Origin of the sequence: Nocardia sp. 2TAF39 (assembly GCF_052114905.1) — a bacterium.
Taxonomy (GTDB): domain Bacteria; phylum Actinomycetota; class Actinomycetes; order Mycobacteriales; family Mycobacteriaceae; genus Nocardia.
In genome coordinates this window covers 49,323-67,752 of record NZ_JBFRFQ010000017.1, presented here as the reverse complement: position 1 = coordinate 67,752, position 18,430 = coordinate 49,323, and the positions used below count along the sequence as shown (strand labels likewise).

The following is an 18,430-nucleotide window of genomic DNA, read 5'->3' as shown; positions in this document are numbered from 1 at the left end:
CCTCAATGACTCGTGCACTGTCGGTGTTCACCTAATTTGATGACTAATGCCGGAAAAGTATATGACCGCGAATGCCGGACAATGGCGATATCTAGTTCCGGGTGTGGCGAAGTGGAATGACGCTCTACACGGGATCGGACGCCGGACACGGGACCGGCACACAGCACTATCGCGGGTGCAGGGTGACCGGCAGGGCCGAGGGCGACAGTACGAAGTCCCGATTCGAGGCCCGCACTATGTAATCCGGATCAGGTATCGGCCGCCAGCGCGACAGTAGCGCTGCCGACGCCAGCGCGATCTCGAGCATCGCGAAGTGATCACCCAGGCAGCGGCGACGGCCGACACCGAACGACAGGTTGGCTTTCTTGTCGTTCGCGCCGGCGCGCTCCGGGGACCAGCGCGCCGGGTCGAACGCTTCCGGATCGGCGAAGTAGCGTTCGTCGTGCTGAACCATGTAGGGGCTGAACATGATTGCCGTGCCATCCGGAATATCGAGCCCGCCGATGGTGATGTCGCCGTCGGCGGTGCCTGCGCTGATCCACGGTCCCCAGAAGCGAAGTGTCTCCGCCACAACCTGTTTCAGGTAGGGGAGCGCGCCGAGATGCTCGGCGCGAACAGGGCCCGATCCCACGACAGCATCGAGTTCGTCGTACAGCGGCTCGGCAACCTGGGGCCGGCGCATGACCTCGTGCCACAGCCATCCCGCCAGCGACGCCATGGACCCGACACCGCCAGCCAGCATCAGGATAGCTTCATCGATGATGTGCTCGTCGGACAGCGTTGCTCCGGTCTCACTATCCGTATGTCGGATCAGCGCGGACACCACGTCATTGAAATCCGCACCGCAACGGCGATATTCGGACACTACATCGCCGATAGCGGCACGCAAATGCCGCGCTTTCCTGCGCCACCGCCAGTTCGCGATGACGCGGAGACGGCGCAGTTGTGGCGGTAACGCGGTCCGCAGGATCACTTGGCTGAGCAGCCAAGGCACGTTGTCCCGGATCTCGCGTCGTGCGCTGGTGCTGAAGCCTGCGGTGAACAGCGTCGACGACACCGTGTCGAGCACCAGGCCGTGGGCCTCGTTCATCAGATCCACACGAACGCCCGATGGAAGTCCCGCTGACCACGTGTCGGCGATATCGGCCGCCGTCTTCGTGTACTCGGCGAGCCGGCTCTGACGCAAAGCGGGTGCGATCATCCTGCGCCGCAGCTTGTGTTCCTCGCCGCGTAAAACGTTGACCGATCCGCCCGCAATATCCTTGATCGCTTCGCGCAGGTCTTCACGATTGAATTCGGCGTCGCCCAAGCCGACATCGCGAACCAGTTCCGGGGTGGTGAGGACGTATCCCGTCTTCTGCCCGAAAAATATCCGCACTACCGGACCGAGCTCGGAAAGTGACGTCACAAATTCCGGGGCGCCGCGAAGTGCCCGCAGGCTGTGCCCCACCAACGGCAACCTACCCGGCGCGGTGGGAACTTGCGAAAGGGTTTGCGGCATTGCCGATTCCGGGCGCTTTGCCGATTCCTCACCTGCCTGCCGGTAGATTTCGACAACCGCACCCGTGTGACGTGACTGAAGAACAGAGCCGCAGTGCCTGCCGAGTATCTCGCGCATGTCGGCGAGTGCCGGACGGTCGTCTGCGAGCGAGGAGATCGTCTCGGCGATACTGTCGGCCGACGGATTCTGGGTGCGAATGCCGCCACCGGGGGGCACGGACTCGTCGAGTTCGGGATCGCAGTAGACAATCGGAAGGCCCACCGCCACCGCCTCGAGCAAAACCATGCCTTGCGTGTCGAATCCGTAGGAAGGAAACAGTAGAGCGTCGCATCGGGACATGGCGTAGATACATTCTGCCTGTGTAACCCTACCGTGCAACCGGATTCGATCGTTCAGATGGTGTTCGGCGACCACGGCGGCAGCGTCGTCGCGTAAATCGCCGTCGCCATAGATGTCGAGTGTGCAGTTGTCGGTGCGCCGTACTGCGTCGATCGATTCGAGCAGGCGCTTCTCGGCGGAAAGCCGTCCACTCCAGACAAGCCGCAGCGGTCCGTCGGTCGGCGGTTCGGAAACGACACTGCTACCGCGGCTTTGGAGTACTTCGTCGTCGACGCCGTTGGACACGACCTGAATCGGTCGTGTCAGTCCGTGCGCGACCATCAATCGAGCGAAATGGCGCGTCGGTGCGATCACCTGGTCAGCGGCCCAGGCCTGGCCGACTATCGTCCACCAGGCGTGGCGCGCCGCACGGCTTTCCGGCACGTGTGGCATGTGATGGCTGTGCGGGACGAACCGGCCGTGCAGTGCGCGCATCGCCAGTGCTGTCGGATACGGAGCGGGCGAGGTGTGTTCGATGAACGCGTCGTCACGGCTCTGCGCAGTATGCACCAGCGGAAGCCGATGGCGCCGTGCTGCTTTCATTCCAGCGATGGCGACGCCGTAGGTCGTATGTGTGTGTACGACGTCGATCGGGCCGCGAGCAGCGAATTCCGCGTCGATCAATCTGTCATTGCGCTTGGTAGGCAGCACAATTGCAAAACCGTTGACAGCGAGTGCGGCGACGGCATGGAGTTCGACCATGTTCTGGATCGGTTCTACGTCCGCACCAGGTAGCGGCGCCACGAAGAGCGTGACGCGGTGACCGGCGCGCTCGAGCCCGCGACGCAGCGAGCTCACCCCGGTCTGGACTCCGCCGAGCGTGGCCGGGTGGTAATCCATGAACATCGCTATGTGCACAATTGTTCACTGTACCGACGCCCGACCCTGCTGAAGAGCCCACAATGCTGTCATCTGCACGCCGAGCGCCGGTAGGGGCACAGTGTCGACAGGTACTACAACAACACCGAAAGAAGCGCCGTGAGAATAGCGATTCCGGTCACCGGAACCCGTGGTGACGTACAGCCGATCGTGGCGCTGGGGCTCGAGCTGCAGCGGCGCGGTCACGACGTGCTGCTCGGCGCACCGCCCAACCTGATCGGATTTGTCGCCGGCACGGGGCTTGCCGCCCGCGTGTGCGGTCCCGACATACAGCAGCTCTACAGTTCGGAGCCCGGGCAGAAGGCGCTGGCCTCGGGAAACACTTTTCGCCTTATGCAGCTGGTCGCACGGCAGATGGCCGACTACGCGGGCCGGATGAACCGCGAAGTCATCGAGGTGTGCGCGGACGCCGACCTGATCGTCGCGAGCACCGTCACCGAAGACCGGGCGAGTTCGGTTGCCGAGGCGATGGACGTTCCTCTGGTCAGCCTGCACTATTTCCCCTGCCGGAACAACGGCGCCTATCCGTTCCCCGGTGCCCTTCCGCCGCATTGGAATCCGCCGGCACCGGTCAATCGAGCAACCTGGGTACTTGCCGAGAACCTGCGCCGCGTCGTGTTCATGCGCTACCTCAACGACCTGCGGGCGATGCTGGGGCTGCCGAAATCGTGGGCGAGCACAGCCGCAGTGCTGGCCCGCCGGAACGTCCCGGAAGTGCAGATCTACGATCCCGCGCTCGTTCCGGGGCTACCTGAGCAGTGGGACGAGCGCCGGCCTTTCACCGGCTTCCTGACACTCGATCATGCTGCCCGCGAATCTGTCGGCGATCTCGCCGGCGACCATGTCGGCATTCTGTCCTGGGCGAGCGAGGGGGAGCCACCGGTGTTCTTCGGCTTCGGCAGCATGCCGATCCGGGACGCGGCAGCCATGCTGGCCATAGTCTCCGAGGTATCCGCGCGGCTGGGTGTACGTGCGCTGGTGAGCGCGGGCTGGAGCGATCTGGACATCGCTGCCGCGAAACCCGGTGCGCACGTGAAGGTAGTCGGCCCGTTCGCGCATGACATGGTCTTTCCGCGGTGCGCCGCCGCTGTTCATCATGGCGGGATCGGAACACTGTTCGAGAGCCTGCGCGCCGGACTGCCGACGCTCGTCTGCTCGGTGTCGTTCGAGCAGCCCATGTGGGGCGCGCAGGTCGAGCGCCTCGGAGTGGGCGCGCACATGAAGTTCACGCAGCTCACGGCAGCTCGCCTCGAGCGCGGCGTGGCTTCGATACTCACGCGGGAATGTAGGGACCGCGCAGCGGAATTCGCGAAGACACTGAGCACCGAGGACGCCGCCGCCCGCGCCGCCGACATCGTAGAGGCCACCGCCCGGTGACGTCGCACGTTTTCACAGACACGGTCGTCATGTTCCAGCGTTGTGCCCGACATACCCTGCGCAGCCGGGACACACTGATCATTTCACTGCTGATGCCGGTCCTGGTCATGATGCTGTTCACCTACGTCTTCGGCGGGGCCATCGACGTGGGAGGGCCCTACCTGGACTACGTGGTGCCCGGAATAATGCTGCTGTGCACGGGATTCGGCTCATCGATCACGGCCACCAGCGTGTCGACGGATATGACGAAGGGCAGCATCGACCGGTTCCGTACGCTCCCGATGTTCAGGCAGGCCGTCCTGGCCGGGCACGTTGCCGAAGGTGTCGTCCGCAATCTGGCGGCCATCGGCATTGCGGTCGCCGCGGCGCTCGTTCTGGGGTATCGACCCCACGCCGACCCGGCCGCCTGGCTGTCGGTATTGGCGGTGATCGCGCTGTTCGTCGTGGCGATCTCCTGGATCGCGGTCGCACTGGGATTGCTCGCCAAGAACCCGGAGGCGGCAGGGGGACTCACCTACGCGATCATGTTCATCCCGTACATCAGCAGCGCATTTGTGCAAACCGAAACCATGCCGGGGTGGCTGCGCGGTTTCGCCGAATATCAACCGGCAACGCCCGTCGTGGAAACGGTGCGCGGACTGCTCAACTCCACCGGCACCGGAGACAACACGGCTCTCGCCGTATCCTGGTGCTTCGGGCTCACGATTATCGGCTTCGCCTGCGCGAGCGTGATATTCAGCCGATTGTCGCGCCGATGAAGTTCGCGTGCACAGCTCGGTCGCACCGAAGACTTTCCTGCCCTGGGTAACTCCAACCATAGCGATCTGGCACCATGATCACCGCTCGCGTCCAATCGAGCCGGCATGCTCCGAGTCCCACGCCCGCCCGTTGGGCGTTCGCGATGGATGCCACACTTCACGGCAGTCGTCCACGTCGACTCGGCGGCACCGACCGTGCTCCGCGGGTCGTCTCGGGCGGGCACAGGATCGGCTGAGTTACTGCTGCGTCGGGTAGTGCTGGTCCAGCCATTCGTCGAACGTCGGCCCGACAAGGATCGCCGCCGGTCCCGGCAGCAGGGCGCCGTTCGCCTGCAGCTCGTGGTTGGGGTCGTCAGTGTCGAGGATCTCCTGCACCCGCGCCGGATTGCCGCGTCGCGCAGCGAGTTTCGCCACGGCCGTAGCGAGGTTCAGCTCCTGTGGGCCGGCGATCTCGACCAGCTCAGGACCGCTCTCCTCGACGGCCAGCTCGGCCAGCTGCTCAGCGACGACACTGCCGGCGACGAGCTGAGTGCGATACTCCGGAACGTCGGCCGTATCGCCGCGGGTGGTCCAGTCGAGCATCATCTCCGTGAACTCGTGGAACTGGGCGGCACGCAGGATGCGCACCGGCACCGGGCCTTGTCGATAGGCGTCCTCCTGCGCCAGCTTCCCGGCGTAGTGCCCTGAGGTGAACGAATCGATACCGATGATCGACAACAGCACGATCCGCTGCGCGCCCGCGGCGGCGGCCTGCCGCTGCACGTTCTGGGCAATCGTGCGGAAAAAGTCCGTCACCGCAGCGGTTTCCGTTGTTGTCGCATTGACCGCGTCCACCACTACCTGCACCTCGGCCAGCGCCTGCGCCAGGCCCTCGCCGGTGTAGACGTCTACGCCCGCCGACCGAGCGATACCCACGACCTCATGGCCTTGGTTCTTCAGCACATCGACGACCTCGCGGCCGATCCGCCCGCTCGCTCCGACCACCGCGATCCGCATCGCTGCCTCCTTCGTTTCGATTGTCATCCAGTAGACGATGCACCGAGGACGAGTGTGACAGGCGATATGGGGACAACCGTCTACCTGCCGATCCAGGCTCAGTCTTCCGCCAACTCTTCGGCCGACTCGTGCCCGGCCGCACCACTTCGGCGCAGGAAGTCGGCGATCACCTCGAGTTCGGCCTCGGAGTAGCGTTCGCACAACTCGTCCATTCTGGTGTTCATGCCGGACAGCACCTGAAACAGCTCCGAATTGCGATCGCGCACCGCCCGCAGGGTGACCGCGCGGCGGTCCGATTCGGGATCGCGTTCGCGCGCGATCCAACCAGCCTTCTGGAGTCGGTCGAGGATCCCTGTCAGCGTGGCTGGATGCAACCCGGTACGCCGTGCCAACGCGGTCGGAGTCAACGGTCCATGTCGGTTGATGAGGTCGAGACAGGTCCAGTCGACATCCCTGAGCTCGACCCGGCCGCCGAACCTCCGATTGAGCAGCGCCAGCTGAATGTTCAAGTCGCGCAACGCCTCCTTGACGGCAACTGTCAGCTGCCGTCGATGCCGCGCCGCGGCCCGACCTGCTGTGGGAGTCATACACCATTTACTTTCGCACGAGTGGTATGGCTTCCATATCATATCGCGGTGCAGGTCGGCTCGGCGTGACCGGACGGCTTGATCGACCTTTTGTGATCAGGCTGGCTCTACGCGGAATACTGCGATTCGCTGTGCTGCGGCGGCTACGCCGTCTGGCGTGGGCGCATCGGCAAGGCCTGTGGTCACGAAGCGGTTGCCGACACTCGCCGGGCTTGTTGTCACCAATTCACGGAGCAGTGAACCGCGTTCGTCCACAGGGACTTCGACCAGGCGGGCCTTCGAAGACTTTCGGCCCCGTGTCAGCGTGACCGAGCCTTCCGCTCGAACATTCGCCACCCAGGCCGCCTTCGGATAGGCCTGGAAGATGTATCGGCCACCGTTCAGTTCATTCACTGCGATCGGGAAGGTGCGCAACTGTCCGCTGCGTCGACCCCTGACGGTGAGTAGCTGCATCGGCCCGAAGGCGATGCCGCTGCGCTGCAAGCCGACTACGACCTTGCCGAAGATATTGACCACCCTGCGGTAGCTGTCCGCGTTCACGAATCCCTCTCCTTAAAACTATGTATCTCATACTCTACGTAAATCGTATAGTACTGGAACAGTATTCAGTGGCGGTCGGGTACTTCCGGCGCCCGTACGGAGGGTGAACCAGGTCGGAGGTTGGCGTGCAAGGGATTCGGTACGGTTGGACGTACGAATCGTCAGCCGCGGCGCGGAATGTGTCTCCCGGCACTACCGTGGCAGCGACGGCGCATGCGTGATCATGACTGCCGGTGTGTCCGGTTCTGTAGCAATGGCCACACGCCGGATGGCCACGATGACAACCGGGCGCTCAACTCGGATAACAAACACTCGGACTGGGAGCGGCGCTCTTGCGGCAAGTCGGTCCGGACTGTCAGGATGCGTGGTCTCATGTGGCGGGGTGGTCGATGCCGACGAGTTTGGTGAGGAAGCGGTCGAGCTGTTCCACGGCGGGGGGCCACGGCAGATCGGGCTCGTTGATGCGCTGCGAGAGCATCCCGTTGACGGCGGTGCGAAGGTCGATCGCGACGGTGGTCGCATCGTCGGCTGGAGCGACACCGGTGTCCATGCACCGCTGTACGGACTCGATCGTGCGCTGGACCATCACTTCTTTGAACGGCATTCCGAGTCGGCGGTGGACCATGCTCTCGTGCAACACCTTGTAAAGCCCTGGGTGGCTCTCGGCCCAGCGGGCCTGTGCCAGGATGCGTGCACGCAGCCCGGCACCTGGGTCCGGTTCGGCGGCGTCGGCCTCGTCGCCGAGTCGCACCAACTCCTCGTGGCAGCGTTGCATCGCTGCAAGAACCAGCGAGTCCCGGTCGGGGAAGTGTAGATACACCGAGGTGGCGGCGATCTCGACCGCGCGTGCGACAGCACGCAGGGACAACGCCTGATCGTCGGCGAGGTCGTCGAGCATCTGCACGGCGGCCGTCACGATCTCCGTACGCAGCAGGTCACCCTGGCCGCGAGCATTGGGTCGGCGGCGCGTGGCGGTGCGAGCCGGTATCTCGTCCATGGTCCGCATTGTAACTGGACAGACTTAGCGCTACATTTATTGCGCTACAGCTGTAGCGCTAACGCTGTCCATTGATAGGAGTTCTCGCCGTGACCGTCACGAGCAACATTCCCCCGGCTGCCACCGCCGACCCCGATCTCGCCGCGCTGGATCCCGTGTTCGCCCAGATGGGCGTCGCCACCGCAGGGCACGCCGATGCAGTTCCTGAATTGACCGAGAGGGAGAAGGTGTTCCTACAGGTGACCGCGGACGTCTGCCAGCAGTGCCTCGGGTTGCCCTTCGAGCTACACGTCCGCGCCGGCCTGAAGCAGGGTGTGTCCACCGCGGACATTCGCGCCCTACTGCGTCTTATTTCCTACGACAGCGGTTACCACGCCGCGCTGGCCGCGTTCGAGCGGCTCGCCGAGATCGAGGCGGCGCTCGGCCTGCCGCGGCCGGGTGCCGAGGCGCTTCCCGACGAATTGCTGTCCACCGCGCCGGACGGTCCGCCCAGCCCCCTGCCCGACCAGGTCCGTACGACCTTGAATGAACTGGACGCGCACTTCACCGAGTACTTCGACATGCAGTCCCGGATGCGCCTGCCGTCCGGGCCTGGCACGCTGACCGTGCGCGAGCGCGCATTCACGACTATGAGTATCGACGTGCATTACCAGACGCTGCGTGAAACGTTCCGGATCCACATCGAGCGGGCCTTCCGCGCCGGTGCGACCCTCGACGACGTGCGCGCTGTGCTTCGCTACAACGCCCAGTTCGGCGCGACCCGGGTGTGGCACGCATGGCAGGCGTTGCACACCCACGCCGCAGAGGCCGGCTGGAACGACTGACCGCGGCTGGCCCGACCCGGCGGCTACGAGCCGTAGAATAAGCCGTATTCACGGGTGCGCAGGTATTGACTGGAGACGAATCTGGAGGAAACTAGTCATTACACCGGAACACCGGGAGAGAGCCACATTGTCGGCGGAGACGTCTGTCGACAACGATGAACTTTCCCAGGATCTGGCTAGGCCCCCGGCAAGCCAATCGAATACCGGAGTTGTCAGCGACGACTGAGGCTCATGGATTCGATGGAGACTACCGGGGACTGTTCTGTGTGTGGGGGTTTACCCAGTGAAGTCTGCACTCGGCGGGGCTGTGCCAGCCGCCGGTGCCGGAGACTGCCCGCGCCGAAAACAAGAAGCTGCCCCCGTGCGGATCGCCTGATGGTCCCCAGGACCCCGAGCAAAAAGGTAGTGCAGGCTCGGTCGGATTCGCAGGTACCACAAGCATCGACTCGACAACGAGCTCATGACCGGCCACTCGCGGCGGAATTCGACCCATGGCCCCCTTGACACCGCGATCAACGCGCCGACTGCCAACCCGGCCGCGGACAACGCCGACACCTGTTCTGCGCCAAAGTCCGCGTCGGGTGAGTGACCTGCGCCGTTCTTGTGGCGACCTTGTCGATCAGCGCTTACAAGGCCGGGGACACCACATCCATCAGGGCTCGTCGGAGGAGGGCTGCCGGAAGCGCGTCATTGCCTGGTAAAGGGCGGCAGATGTGGGTGCTTCCGGCATCGGTGGGATGGAGGCCTCGGGGGAGGCGAAGGCGCGGAGCATATGTCCGACAAGTCGGCGCCAGCTGTCCGGCGCGGTGTCGCCGGTGGCTGCGATGACGCCGGCATTGGCCATGAGCAGGATGACGAGGTCTTCGGAGGTGAAGTCGGCCCGTAGGTGACCGGTGGCCTTTGCGCGGGCGATGAGTCTCAGGAAGCCGTTGTGGGCCTCGGCGCGCCGGGTTTCCAGGGTCTCGGCGGCGGGGAAAGTCATGGCCAGGACGTCGGCGAAGCCGCGGTCAGCGGCCTGCATCCCACAGACGGCTTCAATGTAGCGGGTGAAACCGTGCCAGGGATCGGGGTCGGCGAGTGCCGCGGTGGTGGCGGTGGCGTAGCCGTTCATGCGGTCGGCGAAGACGGCGTTGATGAGGTCCTCGCGGGTGGCGAAGCGGCGGGAAAGGGTGGCCTTGCCGACTCCGGCCTCACGGGCGACCGACGCCATGGATACTCCTAGGCCCTCGCTGGCGTACAAGCGGCGGGCGGCCCTCATGATGCGCTCGCGGTTGCGCTCAGCATCTGCTCGCAGGGCGATTTCGGGCTGCTGATCGGGGCCTTCAGTGGAAGGTGCGGCCGGCGTCATACCTGCACTCTACTAACTGGACCGCCTTTCCCGGTTTGTTTGCTACGCTGGCGACATGAAAACGGGAAGGCCGTTCCATTTTATGAAAGGATTGCTGTGACCAGCATCGCCATTGTCGGAGCCGGCCCCCAGTTGGGCCTGGCCATCGCCCGCACCTTCGGCTTCCACGGCCTCGACGTCGCCCTGATCGCCCGCAACCGGACCAAGCTGGACGACCTCGTCGGCCAGCTCACCGTCGAGGGCATCACCGCCGCCGCATTCCCCGCGGACGTGCTCGACCATGAGGCGCTGACCCAGGCGCTCGAGGATGCCGCTACCCAGTTCGGCGGGATCGACGTTCTGGAGTACTCCCCGGTGGGGACATTCGAATCCACCGTTCTGACTCTTCCGGCCGAGACTGAACCGTCTCATGTGCAGGGCGCGATGGAGTTCCAGCTCTACGGGGCGATCGCTGCCACCAAGGCGGTGTTGCCTGCGATGCGCGAGGCTGGTGCGGGCACCCTGCTCTACACCACCGGCGCCGGCTCGATCGACCCCGACCCGCGGGTCGCCAACGTCAACGCCGCCGCCGCGGCGCTGCGCAACTGGGCGATGAACCTACACAAGGAACTGGCCGACGCCGGCATCCAGGCCGCTCACGTCGGCATCGACGTGGCGATCGGCGCCTCCTTCCTCCCCGGCGCGCCGGTGGCCCAGCCCGAGGAGATCTCCCCCGTCTACTGGGAACTGCACACCACCCACCGCGACGAGGCCGAGCGCGTGTTCCGGACTGACACTTCGTGGCCTGCTTGGGTCGCCCCTCGTTGATCGCTTGGTGCGCCGCAGCCGTTCTTTGCCGCGGCGCATCCGAGAGAAAGGTTCCGGCCCGACCAGTCGGCACCTGGTCGGGCCCGAACCGTCACGCCGGTGTCAGCGCCTTCATCAGCGCGGCGGCGGTGTCCTGGTCGATACACGTCGGCTTGCCGCCGTTGTCGGAGTGGTACGTGCCGCCCTTGGTGCTTCCGGTGAAGTAGCACAGCGGGAACGCTGGTCTGCCTTCCGGGAAGGTCAGCGGGGGAGCGAGGCCGTCGAGGGTCTCTTCTCGCAGTGCGTGCAGGCCTTTGATCACGTCCGCGCTCGTCGAGGACGGGGTGAGGTTGGCCGCTTTTGCTGCTGCCAGAAACAGCTGGCCGCCTGCCCACGGCCACAGCAGCGGAGCGCTGAGGTCCGCACTGTCCCGAAGGCCGGGAACGTATTTGTCGAGGGCCTCGCTGAAGTTCTTGATGGCCGGATTCGCGTCGTCGGTGTACAGCGCGTTGGCACCTGCGAAGATGCTGCCCTCGAAGTTCGGGTCCGTGGCCCACGCCTTCTGGAGGCTCGCGCCGGTGGGGGCCTGAATCGGCTTATATCCTTGTTGCGCACACGACGCCGCGATGCGCGAAATCGCCTCGACCGAGACGCCGGGGAATACGGCGTCGACACCCTTTTCCTTGAATGCCAGGCAGGGAGCGATGTAGTTCGGCGCGGCTATCGCGACCTTCTCTGCCGCGAATCCCAGTCCGGCTTGTTTGGCCATCGGCTCGAGCATCTTCGGAAGTTGCTCGCATACCGGGATCTCGGCACAATAGTAGACGCCGAGGGTCTTCGCGCCCGCCTGCTTGGCCTGGGCCACCTCGCCCAGCATCAGCACCGGCAGCGTGGTGCCGGAGGCGAAGAAGTTCGGATCGGTGATGAATGGGGCATCGACTGGCTGTCCGCCGATGACCGGAATGCCCTTGCTGTCGACATAGGATTGCCAACTCGAACTGACCAGGCTGGTTTGGCCGACGATGGCGACCACCTTGTCCTGTTCGACCAGTTTCTTTGCGACGGCCAGCGCCGTCGTCGGGTTCTGCCCGTCGTCGTAGGAGACGACCTTGACCGGGTGCCCATTGACCCCGCCACGGTCGTTGACCGACGATGCCCACGCCTGCAGCACATCGGTGGCGCGTCCCACCGATCCAGCGGCGGGGCCGGTGCAACTGCAAATCGATCCGATGAGGATCGGATCGCCCGTCAGCCCGCCATCGGAAACCTTCGCCGGGCCAATGGATTCGGACCCGCTGTTTGCCGAGTCGGCGGAACACGACGTGAGCGCGAGCGCTGCCGCCAGCATCGGCGCGACCCACCACAGAAACCTTGTCTTCTTCATTAGCTCCACTCCTATGCGGATGCCGAACTTCGAATTCGCTACGCCCACGGCCCGGCAAGGGTTCCGGGTGGGTGTCCCGCCGGCGATGCCGGCAAGTCTGTGTGTCCGCTGTCGATGCCGAGATAGTTCTCCAGCACGGCATCTCGGTCGATATCCGCGGCGGGGCCGGCGAACGTGACCGTGCCGCGGCTGAGCAACACCACGTGTTCGGCCATCGTCAGTGCGTGGTCGACGTACTGCTCGACCAGCAGAATCGCCGCACCGGCGGCACGCAATTCGCCTAGCGCGGCGAAGATCTCGTCCACGACCAGCGGTGCCAGGCCCATGGACACTTCATCGAGCAGGACAACCGCCGGATCGGCCAGCCAGGCACGTCCCAGTGCCAACATCTGCTGCTGCCCGCCGGACAGGGAACCTGCCCGCTGGTCGAGCCTGGTCCGCAGCGCAGGGAAGACATCGAGCGCGTCATCGACGCCGCGGTGGCGTCGCCACGGTGGCGTCAGCAGGCGCAAGTTCTCCCGGACCGTCAAGTCCGTGAACACCCCTCGGCCCTCGGGGATCAGGCACAGACCGGCGCGGGCACGGCGCGCGGGGCGGGCGCGAGTCAGCTCGGCGCCGCCTATCGCCACCGTGCCCGATCGCGCACGCAGCAGTCCGGAGGCCACTCGCAGCAGCGTTGTTTTTCCCGCACCGTTCGGCCCGAGTAGCGCGACGACCGACCGAGGTGGAACCGTGAGGTCGACGTTGTGGAGCACGATCGTGGAACCGTAGCCCGCGGTGATCGAGCGCAATTCAAGTGCTGAGTCGGTGCTGGTCATGCTACGGGTTCCTCCAGCCGGTACTCAACGGTGACCGGCTCGCCGAGGTATGCGCGCTGCACCATCTCCGAGGCCCTGACCTGCGTGGGCGTGCCCCGGAATATCAGGCGGCCGAAGTCGAGGACGATGATCTCCGCACAGATATCGAGCACCAGCGACATGTCGTGCTCGACCAGGACGATTCCGACGCCTCGTTCGGCGACGACATGCCGCAGGATCTGACCGAAACGTGCGGTCTCTGAACGATCGAGGCCCGAACTCGGCTCGTCGAGCAACAGGATCCGATACGGCCCGGCAAGACAACGAGCGAGTTCGACCAGTCTTCGCTGCCCGGTGGAGAGCGCGCCGACGCGGGTGTGCGCGATGGATTCGATGCCACACAACGCCATAGCGGAGGCCATTGCGGTGCGCACCCGCCGGGACTGTCCGCGCGTCGCGATGAGGTGGCTGAGCGGATTCGCCCCGGCGAGCGGACCTTCCGCTCCCAACGCGACGTTTTCGGCGACGGTAAGGGAATCGAACAGTTCTGTCTTCTGGAAGGTTCGCCCGAGGCCCAGTCGCGCCCGGCGTGGAGTCGATGCCCGGCTGATCACCCGGTCTTGCAGTCGCACCACGCCCGCGTGGGCCTTGACCAGACCGGTGCAGGCGTCGAACGTGGTGGTCTTTCCCGCCCCGTTGGGACCGATGAGTCCGGTGATCCGCCCGGCGGGCGCGTCGAACGAAAAGTTCTCGACCGCCACTACGCCGCCGAATCGAACCGAAAGGTCTCGGACATCCAGCACGGTCGGGGACAACCTGGTGGGCTGTTCCGCCGCAAGCACCGCCGACGAGCGGTTACGGCGGAACGTACGGTCCAGCCAGGTCCGGATCGGGGTGGGAACCTCGAGGCGGCTCGCGGTGGCGGCACGCAGCACCGCCAGGATGCCGAAAAGGACCTGGAGCCGCAGCGACATATCGGCGGTCGCGATATAGGACGGCACCAGGATGAGCGCCGCCGCGGCCAGCAGCGAGTACCACGGCTCGCGGCCCACCATGATGACGATGACCGCGAAATAGGTGACCGACAGCAGCGGCTGGTAGTTGTCTGCCGCGGCGGTGGTCTGGGCCATTCCGGCGAGTGCACCGCCGAGCGCAGCGAGAAATGCCGAGACGCAGAAGACGAGAACGCGCGTGATGTCGATCGTGACGCCGTTCGTCCGCAGCGCGGTCGGCGATTCTGCCAGGCCGCGGAGCAATCGCCCGAGCCTGCTCTTGTCCAACGCCACCACCATCAGGGTGGCCATCGTGGCCAGCGCCAGCACGAGACGGTAGAAGGCGGGGTCGGAGTCGAGTCCGAATATGCTGGGCCGCGGCATTTTCAGGCCCAGCCCGCTGGTGCCGAACATGTAGTCCTGGCTGTAGAACATCACCTGTAGTACGACGCCGAATCCGAAGGTCGCCAATGCCAGATAGAGGCCGCTGAGTCGAATGGCCGGAACCGACAGCACCGCTCCGATCGGCACGACCACCAGTCCACAGCCGATGAGTGCGAGCGGCCACGGCAACCGCCAATCGACAGCGAGATGCGAGAACGCGCAAACGCCGATCGCGGTGAAGGCCATGTGGCACAGCGAGACTTGACCAGACGTGCGGACCAGCAGCCCGAGCGACAGAAAGACGAGTGTCATCGCCAGCGCCACGGTCCAGTCCGTCAAATGGATGCCCGCAAACGACGGCACCACCGCGAGCACTGCCAACACCACAGCCCCGCCAACGGATTGCAGTGCGGGCGGTGCAGTCCAGCCGGATCGGATCGGCTGGACCGACCGGTCTCGGTCCATCAGGTAGCGACGGGGCATGACCAGCAATACGAGGAACAACGCCAAGAACGGCAATGCGGCAGGAACTCCCGCGGCAAGACCTGTGGTGAAGTAGTGGGTAGCCAGTGCGGCGAGAACTCCGATGAGCAGTCCACCGCCGAAACTCCATGGCAGACTGGTGAATCGACCGATGGCCGCAGCTCCGAACGCCTGGACGACCAGTAAGGTCAACTGCACGGGATCGAGCGGAATCAACGGCGCGAACAGCACCCCGGACAGTGACGCCAAACCAGTGCCGACACACCAGGCCCATCGTCGTGTACTCACTGGGCTGGTACCGGCCAGATCCAGCAACGCCGCATTCTCGACGACCGCGCGCATCGCGACGCCGCGTCGGGTGAATCGCAACGCGGCCGACAACGCGGCCGTCGCAAGTACCGCGACAAGGAACGTGGCCACATCCGACCACTGCACCCGCACCCCGAAGGCAGCGAATCCACCCTGCGGCAGGAAGATCGGAACGATGCGCGTCGTCGTCTGCCCGAAGTACAGACTCGCCCCCGCCTCGACGACCAGCAGGATACCGACCGTGGCGGCGATCCGCAGTTCCAAAGTCGCCCGGTCGACGACACGGGCCATCAACTCCAGCGCCAGGCCCATGGCCGGACCGATGCCGAGTACACAAATCGCCACGGCCAGCTGCCATGCAACACCATCGATGACGTGCAACGTGTAGAACGCGTACGCCGATACCGTGGCCATGGCGCCGTGGGCGAAGTTGAACACTCCCGACGTCTTGTAGGTGAGCACCAAACCCACTGCGGCCAGTCCATATACCGAACCGGATACAATTCCCGCGATCAAGAACGGCAACAGATTTGCCACGATTTACTCCAATTTTCGCCGATCGCCGACGGTTCGCGACCTGGAGGAAGCGTCGGCGCGGATCTGCCTGGCAGGTCGGCCTTTGATCGAACGACCACCTACGCGGAAAGAGCGTCAGTCCTCTTTGGTATAAAGGGAGCTATCGGTGGGCGGCTGGGCCGAAGACTCGATCATGCTGTCTCCAAAGGGGCGATGAACCGGTCACACACGCACCGGACGAGCACGTGCCAGGACAGTGTCGATCGTTGACGCACCCCACACCACACGATCCTGCAGTTCCTGCCTCGCAACAGAATTCGACAGCACAAAAACGTAACTGGTCAGCTGGTTCTGCGGGCGGCCATGGTCGTCGCTCGGCAAGCATGACGAGGGGTTCGAAGGCGTGTTTGCCGTGCTTGGCTGCGGTCGACAAGTAGCTGCGGATGGTGCAGAACTGTTGTGCGCCGGTGAGAGTGCAAGGGCAGCCGGAGACTTTCCGCCGGAGCTTGATCATGCGGATGTCGCGCTCGCGGCCGATGTCATCCGGCGGTATCGCGGAGTTCGTGATGAAACGCATGTCGTTGTGCTGGCGGTCGAGCAGACGCGAATCAGGGCGCGCTGCCTGCGCTACAGCCCTGCTGCGCAGGCGGTGTTTCGCCGATGCCGATCCGGTCGGCGGTTGCAGTTGCTCGCTGTGTGGCCGAGGACAAGTCCTCCGCCGCCGGTCTCGAATTCAATCAACGATTGAAACATTGCTTTAGTCATGCTTGACTATCGGTATGACCGAGAAGGTGTCCGCGGCTACACGCGAACGTCTGCTTGCCGCTGCCGAACGACTGTTGTCGACCGAGCGCTACGACGACGTGTCGGTGCGCGGGATCTGCGCTGAGGCGGGCGCGAATCCCGCTGCGGTGCATTACCACTTCGGGTCGAAGGAGGCTCTGATGGCAGCATTGCTGGAGGACCGGCTCGGTCCGTTGTGGGCAACCCGGCTGGCCGCTGTAACTGCCCGGCACGGCTCGGTGTCGGCGGTTGTCGAGGCGGTGATCGAGCCGTTTGTCCAGCTGGCCGCCGATCCGATGGGCCGACTGCATCTGCGCTTGCTGGCTCGATACGTACTCGGGCGGCACGTCACGTCCTGGCACCAACCGTGGTTCCGAATCGACTCCTGGGTTGGTCTGCTGCCGGAACTGAGCGAACAGGAGAGCCGTCGCCGCTGGATGCTCGCATTCGATCTGATCATCATGCGGTTCGGCGGGGCAGGAACAGATGAACGCGGCATGTCGCCGCAAGCGGTGAGCACCCTCCGTGACTTTGTCGTGGCGGGACTGACCGTTCCGGTGGAAGGAAACAGATGAACGAGGTTTTCGCACCAGCCGCACTCGGGCCGATCACCTTGCGCAACAGGGTGATCAAAGCAGCGACGTTCGAGGGCCGCACACCGGACGCGATGGTCACTGATGAGCTTATCGAGTTTCATCGGGAGACGGCCGCAGGGGGAGTGGGCATGACGACGGTCGCGTACTGCGCCGTCGCCCCGGGCGGTCGCACCGACCGGCGCCAGATCTGGATGCGACCGGAAGCGGTGCCCGGACTTCGGCGATTGACCGATGCCGTGCACGCCGAGGGCGCGGCGGCGAGTGCGCAGATAGGGCACGCCGGCCCGGTGGCCAACGCGGCGTCCAACCGCGCTCCCGCCATGGCGCCGAGCCGGATGTTCAGCCCGCTCGGTATGCGCCTGATGAAGGTTCCCGATGTGGCCGAGATCCGCGAGATCATCACAGCCCATGCCGCCGCCGCACGGCTGGCGATCGAGGCCGGTTTCGACGCAGTGGAAATCCACTTCGGGCACAACTACCTGGTGAGTTCGTTCCTGAGCCCACGGCTGAACCGGCGCGAGGACCAGTACGGTGGCTCGATAGCCAATCGAGCCAGGCTGGCGCGCGAGATCGCGTGCGCTGTACGAGAAGCCGCCGGGGATCGGCTCGCGGTCACAGCGAAGCTGAACATGGAGGACGGCGTTCCGGGTGGGCTGACTGTGCCGGAGTCGCTGCACGTCGCCGCGGCTCTGGAGGCCGACGGCGCGCTCGACGCCCTCGAGTTGACCGCGGGAAGTTCGCTGCTCAACCCGATGCTGTTGTTCCACGGTGACGCTCCCCGGCGTGAGTTCGCGAAAGTCCTCCCGGTTCCAGCGCGTTGGGGCTTCCGGCTCGTCGGCCGAGCATTTTTGAAGGAGTATCCGTATCGGGAGGCGTACTTGCTCGAGCGGGCGCGCCATTTTCGTCGCGAGCTGTCGATGCCGCTGGTCCTGTTGGGTGGCATCACCGAGCTCGACACGATGCGTCTGGCCATGGCGGAGGGATTCGACTTCGTAGCCATGGGACGGGCGTTACTGCGAGAGCCGAACCTGTTGCGCCGCATTCAATCCGATGCGGCGACGCGGTCGGCTTGTGTCCATTGCAACGAGTGCATGCCCACGATATACACCCGCACCCGCTGTGTGTTCCGGCTCGATCAGCGACCCGATTCGGTCGGGGTCGGCTCCGCGGACGACGGAAAGGAAGTGCGGGCATGAGCGGCGCGTGGCAGGCAAG

Annotated in this window: 15 protein-coding genes; 6 read left to right on the top strand and 9 right to left on the bottom strand. The window is 64.9% G+C overall.

Annotated elements, in window-relative coordinates; genetic code table 11:
- Positions 1 to 166 precede the first annotated feature (166 nt).
- Positions 167 to 2,737: a cytochrome P450 gene (locus AB4Z47_RS13480; RefSeq protein ID WP_441950788.1), complete on the bottom strand. Its 2,571-nt coding sequence runs from the start codon at positions 2,735 to 2,737 to the stop codon at positions 167 to 169.
- Positions 2,738 to 2,857: 120 nt separating this feature from the next.
- Here AB4Z47_RS13480 and AB4Z47_RS13475 point away from each other — a divergent pair, with 120 nt between their 5' ends.
- Complete coding sequence (locus AB4Z47_RS13475) at positions 2,858 to 4,135, top strand: glycosyltransferase (protein WP_441950786.1); 1,278 nt, start codon at positions 2,858 to 2,860, stop codon at positions 4,133 to 4,135.
- Positions 4,132 to 4,893: an ABC transporter permease gene (locus tag AB4Z47_RS13470; RefSeq protein ID WP_441950784.1), complete on the top strand. Its 762-nt coding sequence runs from the start codon at positions 4,132 to 4,134 to the stop codon at positions 4,891 to 4,893. The genes AB4Z47_RS13475 and AB4Z47_RS13470 overlap by 4 nt, the downstream gene beginning before the upstream one ends.
- Before the next feature lie 237 nt (positions 4,894 to 5,130).
- Here AB4Z47_RS13470 and AB4Z47_RS13465 read toward each other — a convergent pair whose 3' ends face one another.
- The 4 genes from AB4Z47_RS13465 to AB4Z47_RS13450 form a co-directional block, all read right to left on the bottom strand.
- The gene (locus AB4Z47_RS13465; RefSeq protein WP_441950782.1) at positions 5,131 to 5,916 is read right to left on the bottom strand and encodes an SDR family oxidoreductase; all 786 of its coding nucleotides are present in this window, start codon (positions 5,914 to 5,916) and stop codon (positions 5,131 to 5,133) included.
- Positions 5,917 to 5,987: 71 nt separating this feature from the next.
- Positions 5,988 to 6,476, bottom strand: a complete 489-nt coding sequence (locus tag AB4Z47_RS13460) for a MarR family transcriptional regulator (protein WP_441950781.1) — start codon at positions 6,474 to 6,476, stop codon at positions 5,988 to 5,990.
- Positions 6,477 to 6,572: 96 nt separating this feature from the next.
- The gene (locus tag AB4Z47_RS13455; protein ID WP_441950779.1) at positions 6,573 to 7,016 is read right to left on the bottom strand and encodes a nitroreductase family deazaflavin-dependent oxidoreductase; all 444 of its coding nucleotides are present in this window, start codon (positions 7,014 to 7,016) and stop codon (positions 6,573 to 6,575) included.
- Positions 7,017 to 7,386: 370 nt separating this feature from the next.
- A complete protein-coding gene (locus AB4Z47_RS13450) occupies positions 7,387 to 8,013 on the bottom strand; it encodes a TetR/AcrR family transcriptional regulator (RefSeq protein ID WP_441950777.1) in 627 nt (208 codons plus the stop codon).
- An 89-nt stretch (positions 8,014 to 8,102) separates the two neighbouring features.
- Here AB4Z47_RS13450 and AB4Z47_RS13445 point away from each other — a divergent pair, with 89 nt between their 5' ends.
- The gene (locus AB4Z47_RS13445; RefSeq protein ID WP_441950776.1) at positions 8,103 to 8,837 is read left to right on the top strand and encodes a carboxymuconolactone decarboxylase family protein; all 735 of its coding nucleotides are present in this window, start codon (positions 8,103 to 8,105) and stop codon (positions 8,835 to 8,837) included.
- Between the two features lie 652 nt (positions 8,838 to 9,489).
- On the opposite strand, the gene AB4Z47_RS13440 is transcribed toward AB4Z47_RS13445, so the two are convergent.
- Positions 9,490 to 10,185, bottom strand: a complete 696-nt coding sequence (locus AB4Z47_RS13440; RefSeq protein WP_441950774.1) for a TetR/AcrR family transcriptional regulator — start codon at positions 10,183 to 10,185, stop codon at positions 9,490 to 9,492.
- A 96-nt stretch (positions 10,186 to 10,281) separates the two neighbouring features.
- Between AB4Z47_RS13440 and AB4Z47_RS13435 the strand changes: the two genes are divergently transcribed.
- Positions 10,282 to 10,992, top strand: a complete 711-nt coding sequence (locus AB4Z47_RS13435) for an SDR family NAD(P)-dependent oxidoreductase (protein ID WP_441950772.1) — start codon at positions 10,282 to 10,284, stop codon at positions 10,990 to 10,992.
- A gap of 91 nt (positions 10,993 to 11,083) precedes the next feature.
- On the opposite strand, the gene AB4Z47_RS13430 is transcribed toward AB4Z47_RS13435, so the two are convergent.
- The 3 genes from AB4Z47_RS13430 to AB4Z47_RS13420 are packed head-to-tail and all read right to left on the bottom strand — an operon-like array spanning position 11,084 to position 15,857.
- Positions 11,084 to 12,355: an ABC transporter substrate-binding protein gene (locus AB4Z47_RS13430; RefSeq protein ID WP_441950771.1), complete on the bottom strand. Its 1,272-nt coding sequence runs from the start codon at positions 12,353 to 12,355 to the stop codon at positions 11,084 to 11,086.
- A 38-nt stretch (positions 12,356 to 12,393) separates the two neighbouring features.
- On the bottom strand, positions 12,394 to 13,173 hold the full coding sequence (locus AB4Z47_RS13425; RefSeq protein WP_441950770.1) for an ABC transporter ATP-binding protein: 780 nt from the start codon (positions 13,171 to 13,173) through the stop codon (positions 12,394 to 12,396).
- A complete protein-coding gene (locus tag AB4Z47_RS13420; protein ID WP_441950768.1) occupies positions 13,170 to 15,857 on the bottom strand; it encodes an ABC transporter permease subunit in 2,688 nt (895 codons plus the stop codon). Before AB4Z47_RS13420 ends, AB4Z47_RS13425 begins: the two co-directional genes overlap by 4 nt.
- A 758-nt stretch (positions 15,858 to 16,615) precedes the next feature.
- Between AB4Z47_RS13420 and AB4Z47_RS13415 the strand changes: the two genes are divergently transcribed.
- Together AB4Z47_RS13415 and AB4Z47_RS13410 are read left to right on the top strand one after the other, a co-directional pair.
- The gene (locus tag AB4Z47_RS13415) at positions 16,616 to 17,194 is read left to right on the top strand and encodes a TetR/AcrR family transcriptional regulator (protein WP_441950766.1); all 579 of its coding nucleotides are present in this window, start codon (positions 16,616 to 16,618) and stop codon (positions 17,192 to 17,194) included.
- On the top strand, positions 17,191 to 18,411 hold the full coding sequence (locus AB4Z47_RS13410) for an NADH:flavin oxidoreductase (protein WP_441950764.1): 1,221 nt from the start codon (positions 17,191 to 17,193) through the stop codon (positions 18,409 to 18,411). Before AB4Z47_RS13415 ends, AB4Z47_RS13410 begins: the two co-directional genes overlap by 4 nt.
- Positions 18,412 to 18,430 lie beyond the last annotated feature (19 nt).

Coding starts and splice junctions, on each gene's coding strand:
- AB4Z47_RS13465 (WP_441950782.1), bottom strand. CDS start 5,916: ATGACAATCGAAACGAAGGAGGCAGCGATGCGGATCGCGGTGGTCGGA.
- AB4Z47_RS13425 (WP_441950770.1), bottom strand. CDS start 13,173: ATGACCAGCACCGACTCAGCACTTGAATTGCGCTCGATCACCGCGGGC.
- AB4Z47_RS13450 (WP_441950777.1), bottom strand. CDS start 8,013: ATGGACGAGATACCGGCTCGCACCGCCACGCGCCGCCGACCCAATGCT.
- AB4Z47_RS13430 (WP_441950771.1), bottom strand. CDS start 12,355: ATGAAGAAGACAAGGTTTCTGTGGTGGGTCGCGCCGATGCTGGCGGCA.
- AB4Z47_RS13410 (WP_441950764.1), top strand. CDS start 17,191: ATGAACGAGGTTTTCGCACCAGCCGCACTCGGGCCGATCACCTTGCGC.
- AB4Z47_RS13440 (WP_441950774.1), bottom strand. CDS start 10,185: ATGACGCCGGCCGCACCTTCCACTGAAGGCCCCGATCAGCAGCCCGAA.
- AB4Z47_RS13415 (WP_441950766.1), top strand. CDS start 16,616: ATGACCGAGAAGGTGTCCGCGGCTACACGCGAACGTCTGCTTGCCGCT.
- AB4Z47_RS13460 (WP_441950781.1), bottom strand. CDS start 6,476: ATGACTCCCACAGCAGGTCGGGCCGCGGCGCGGCATCGACGGCAGCTG.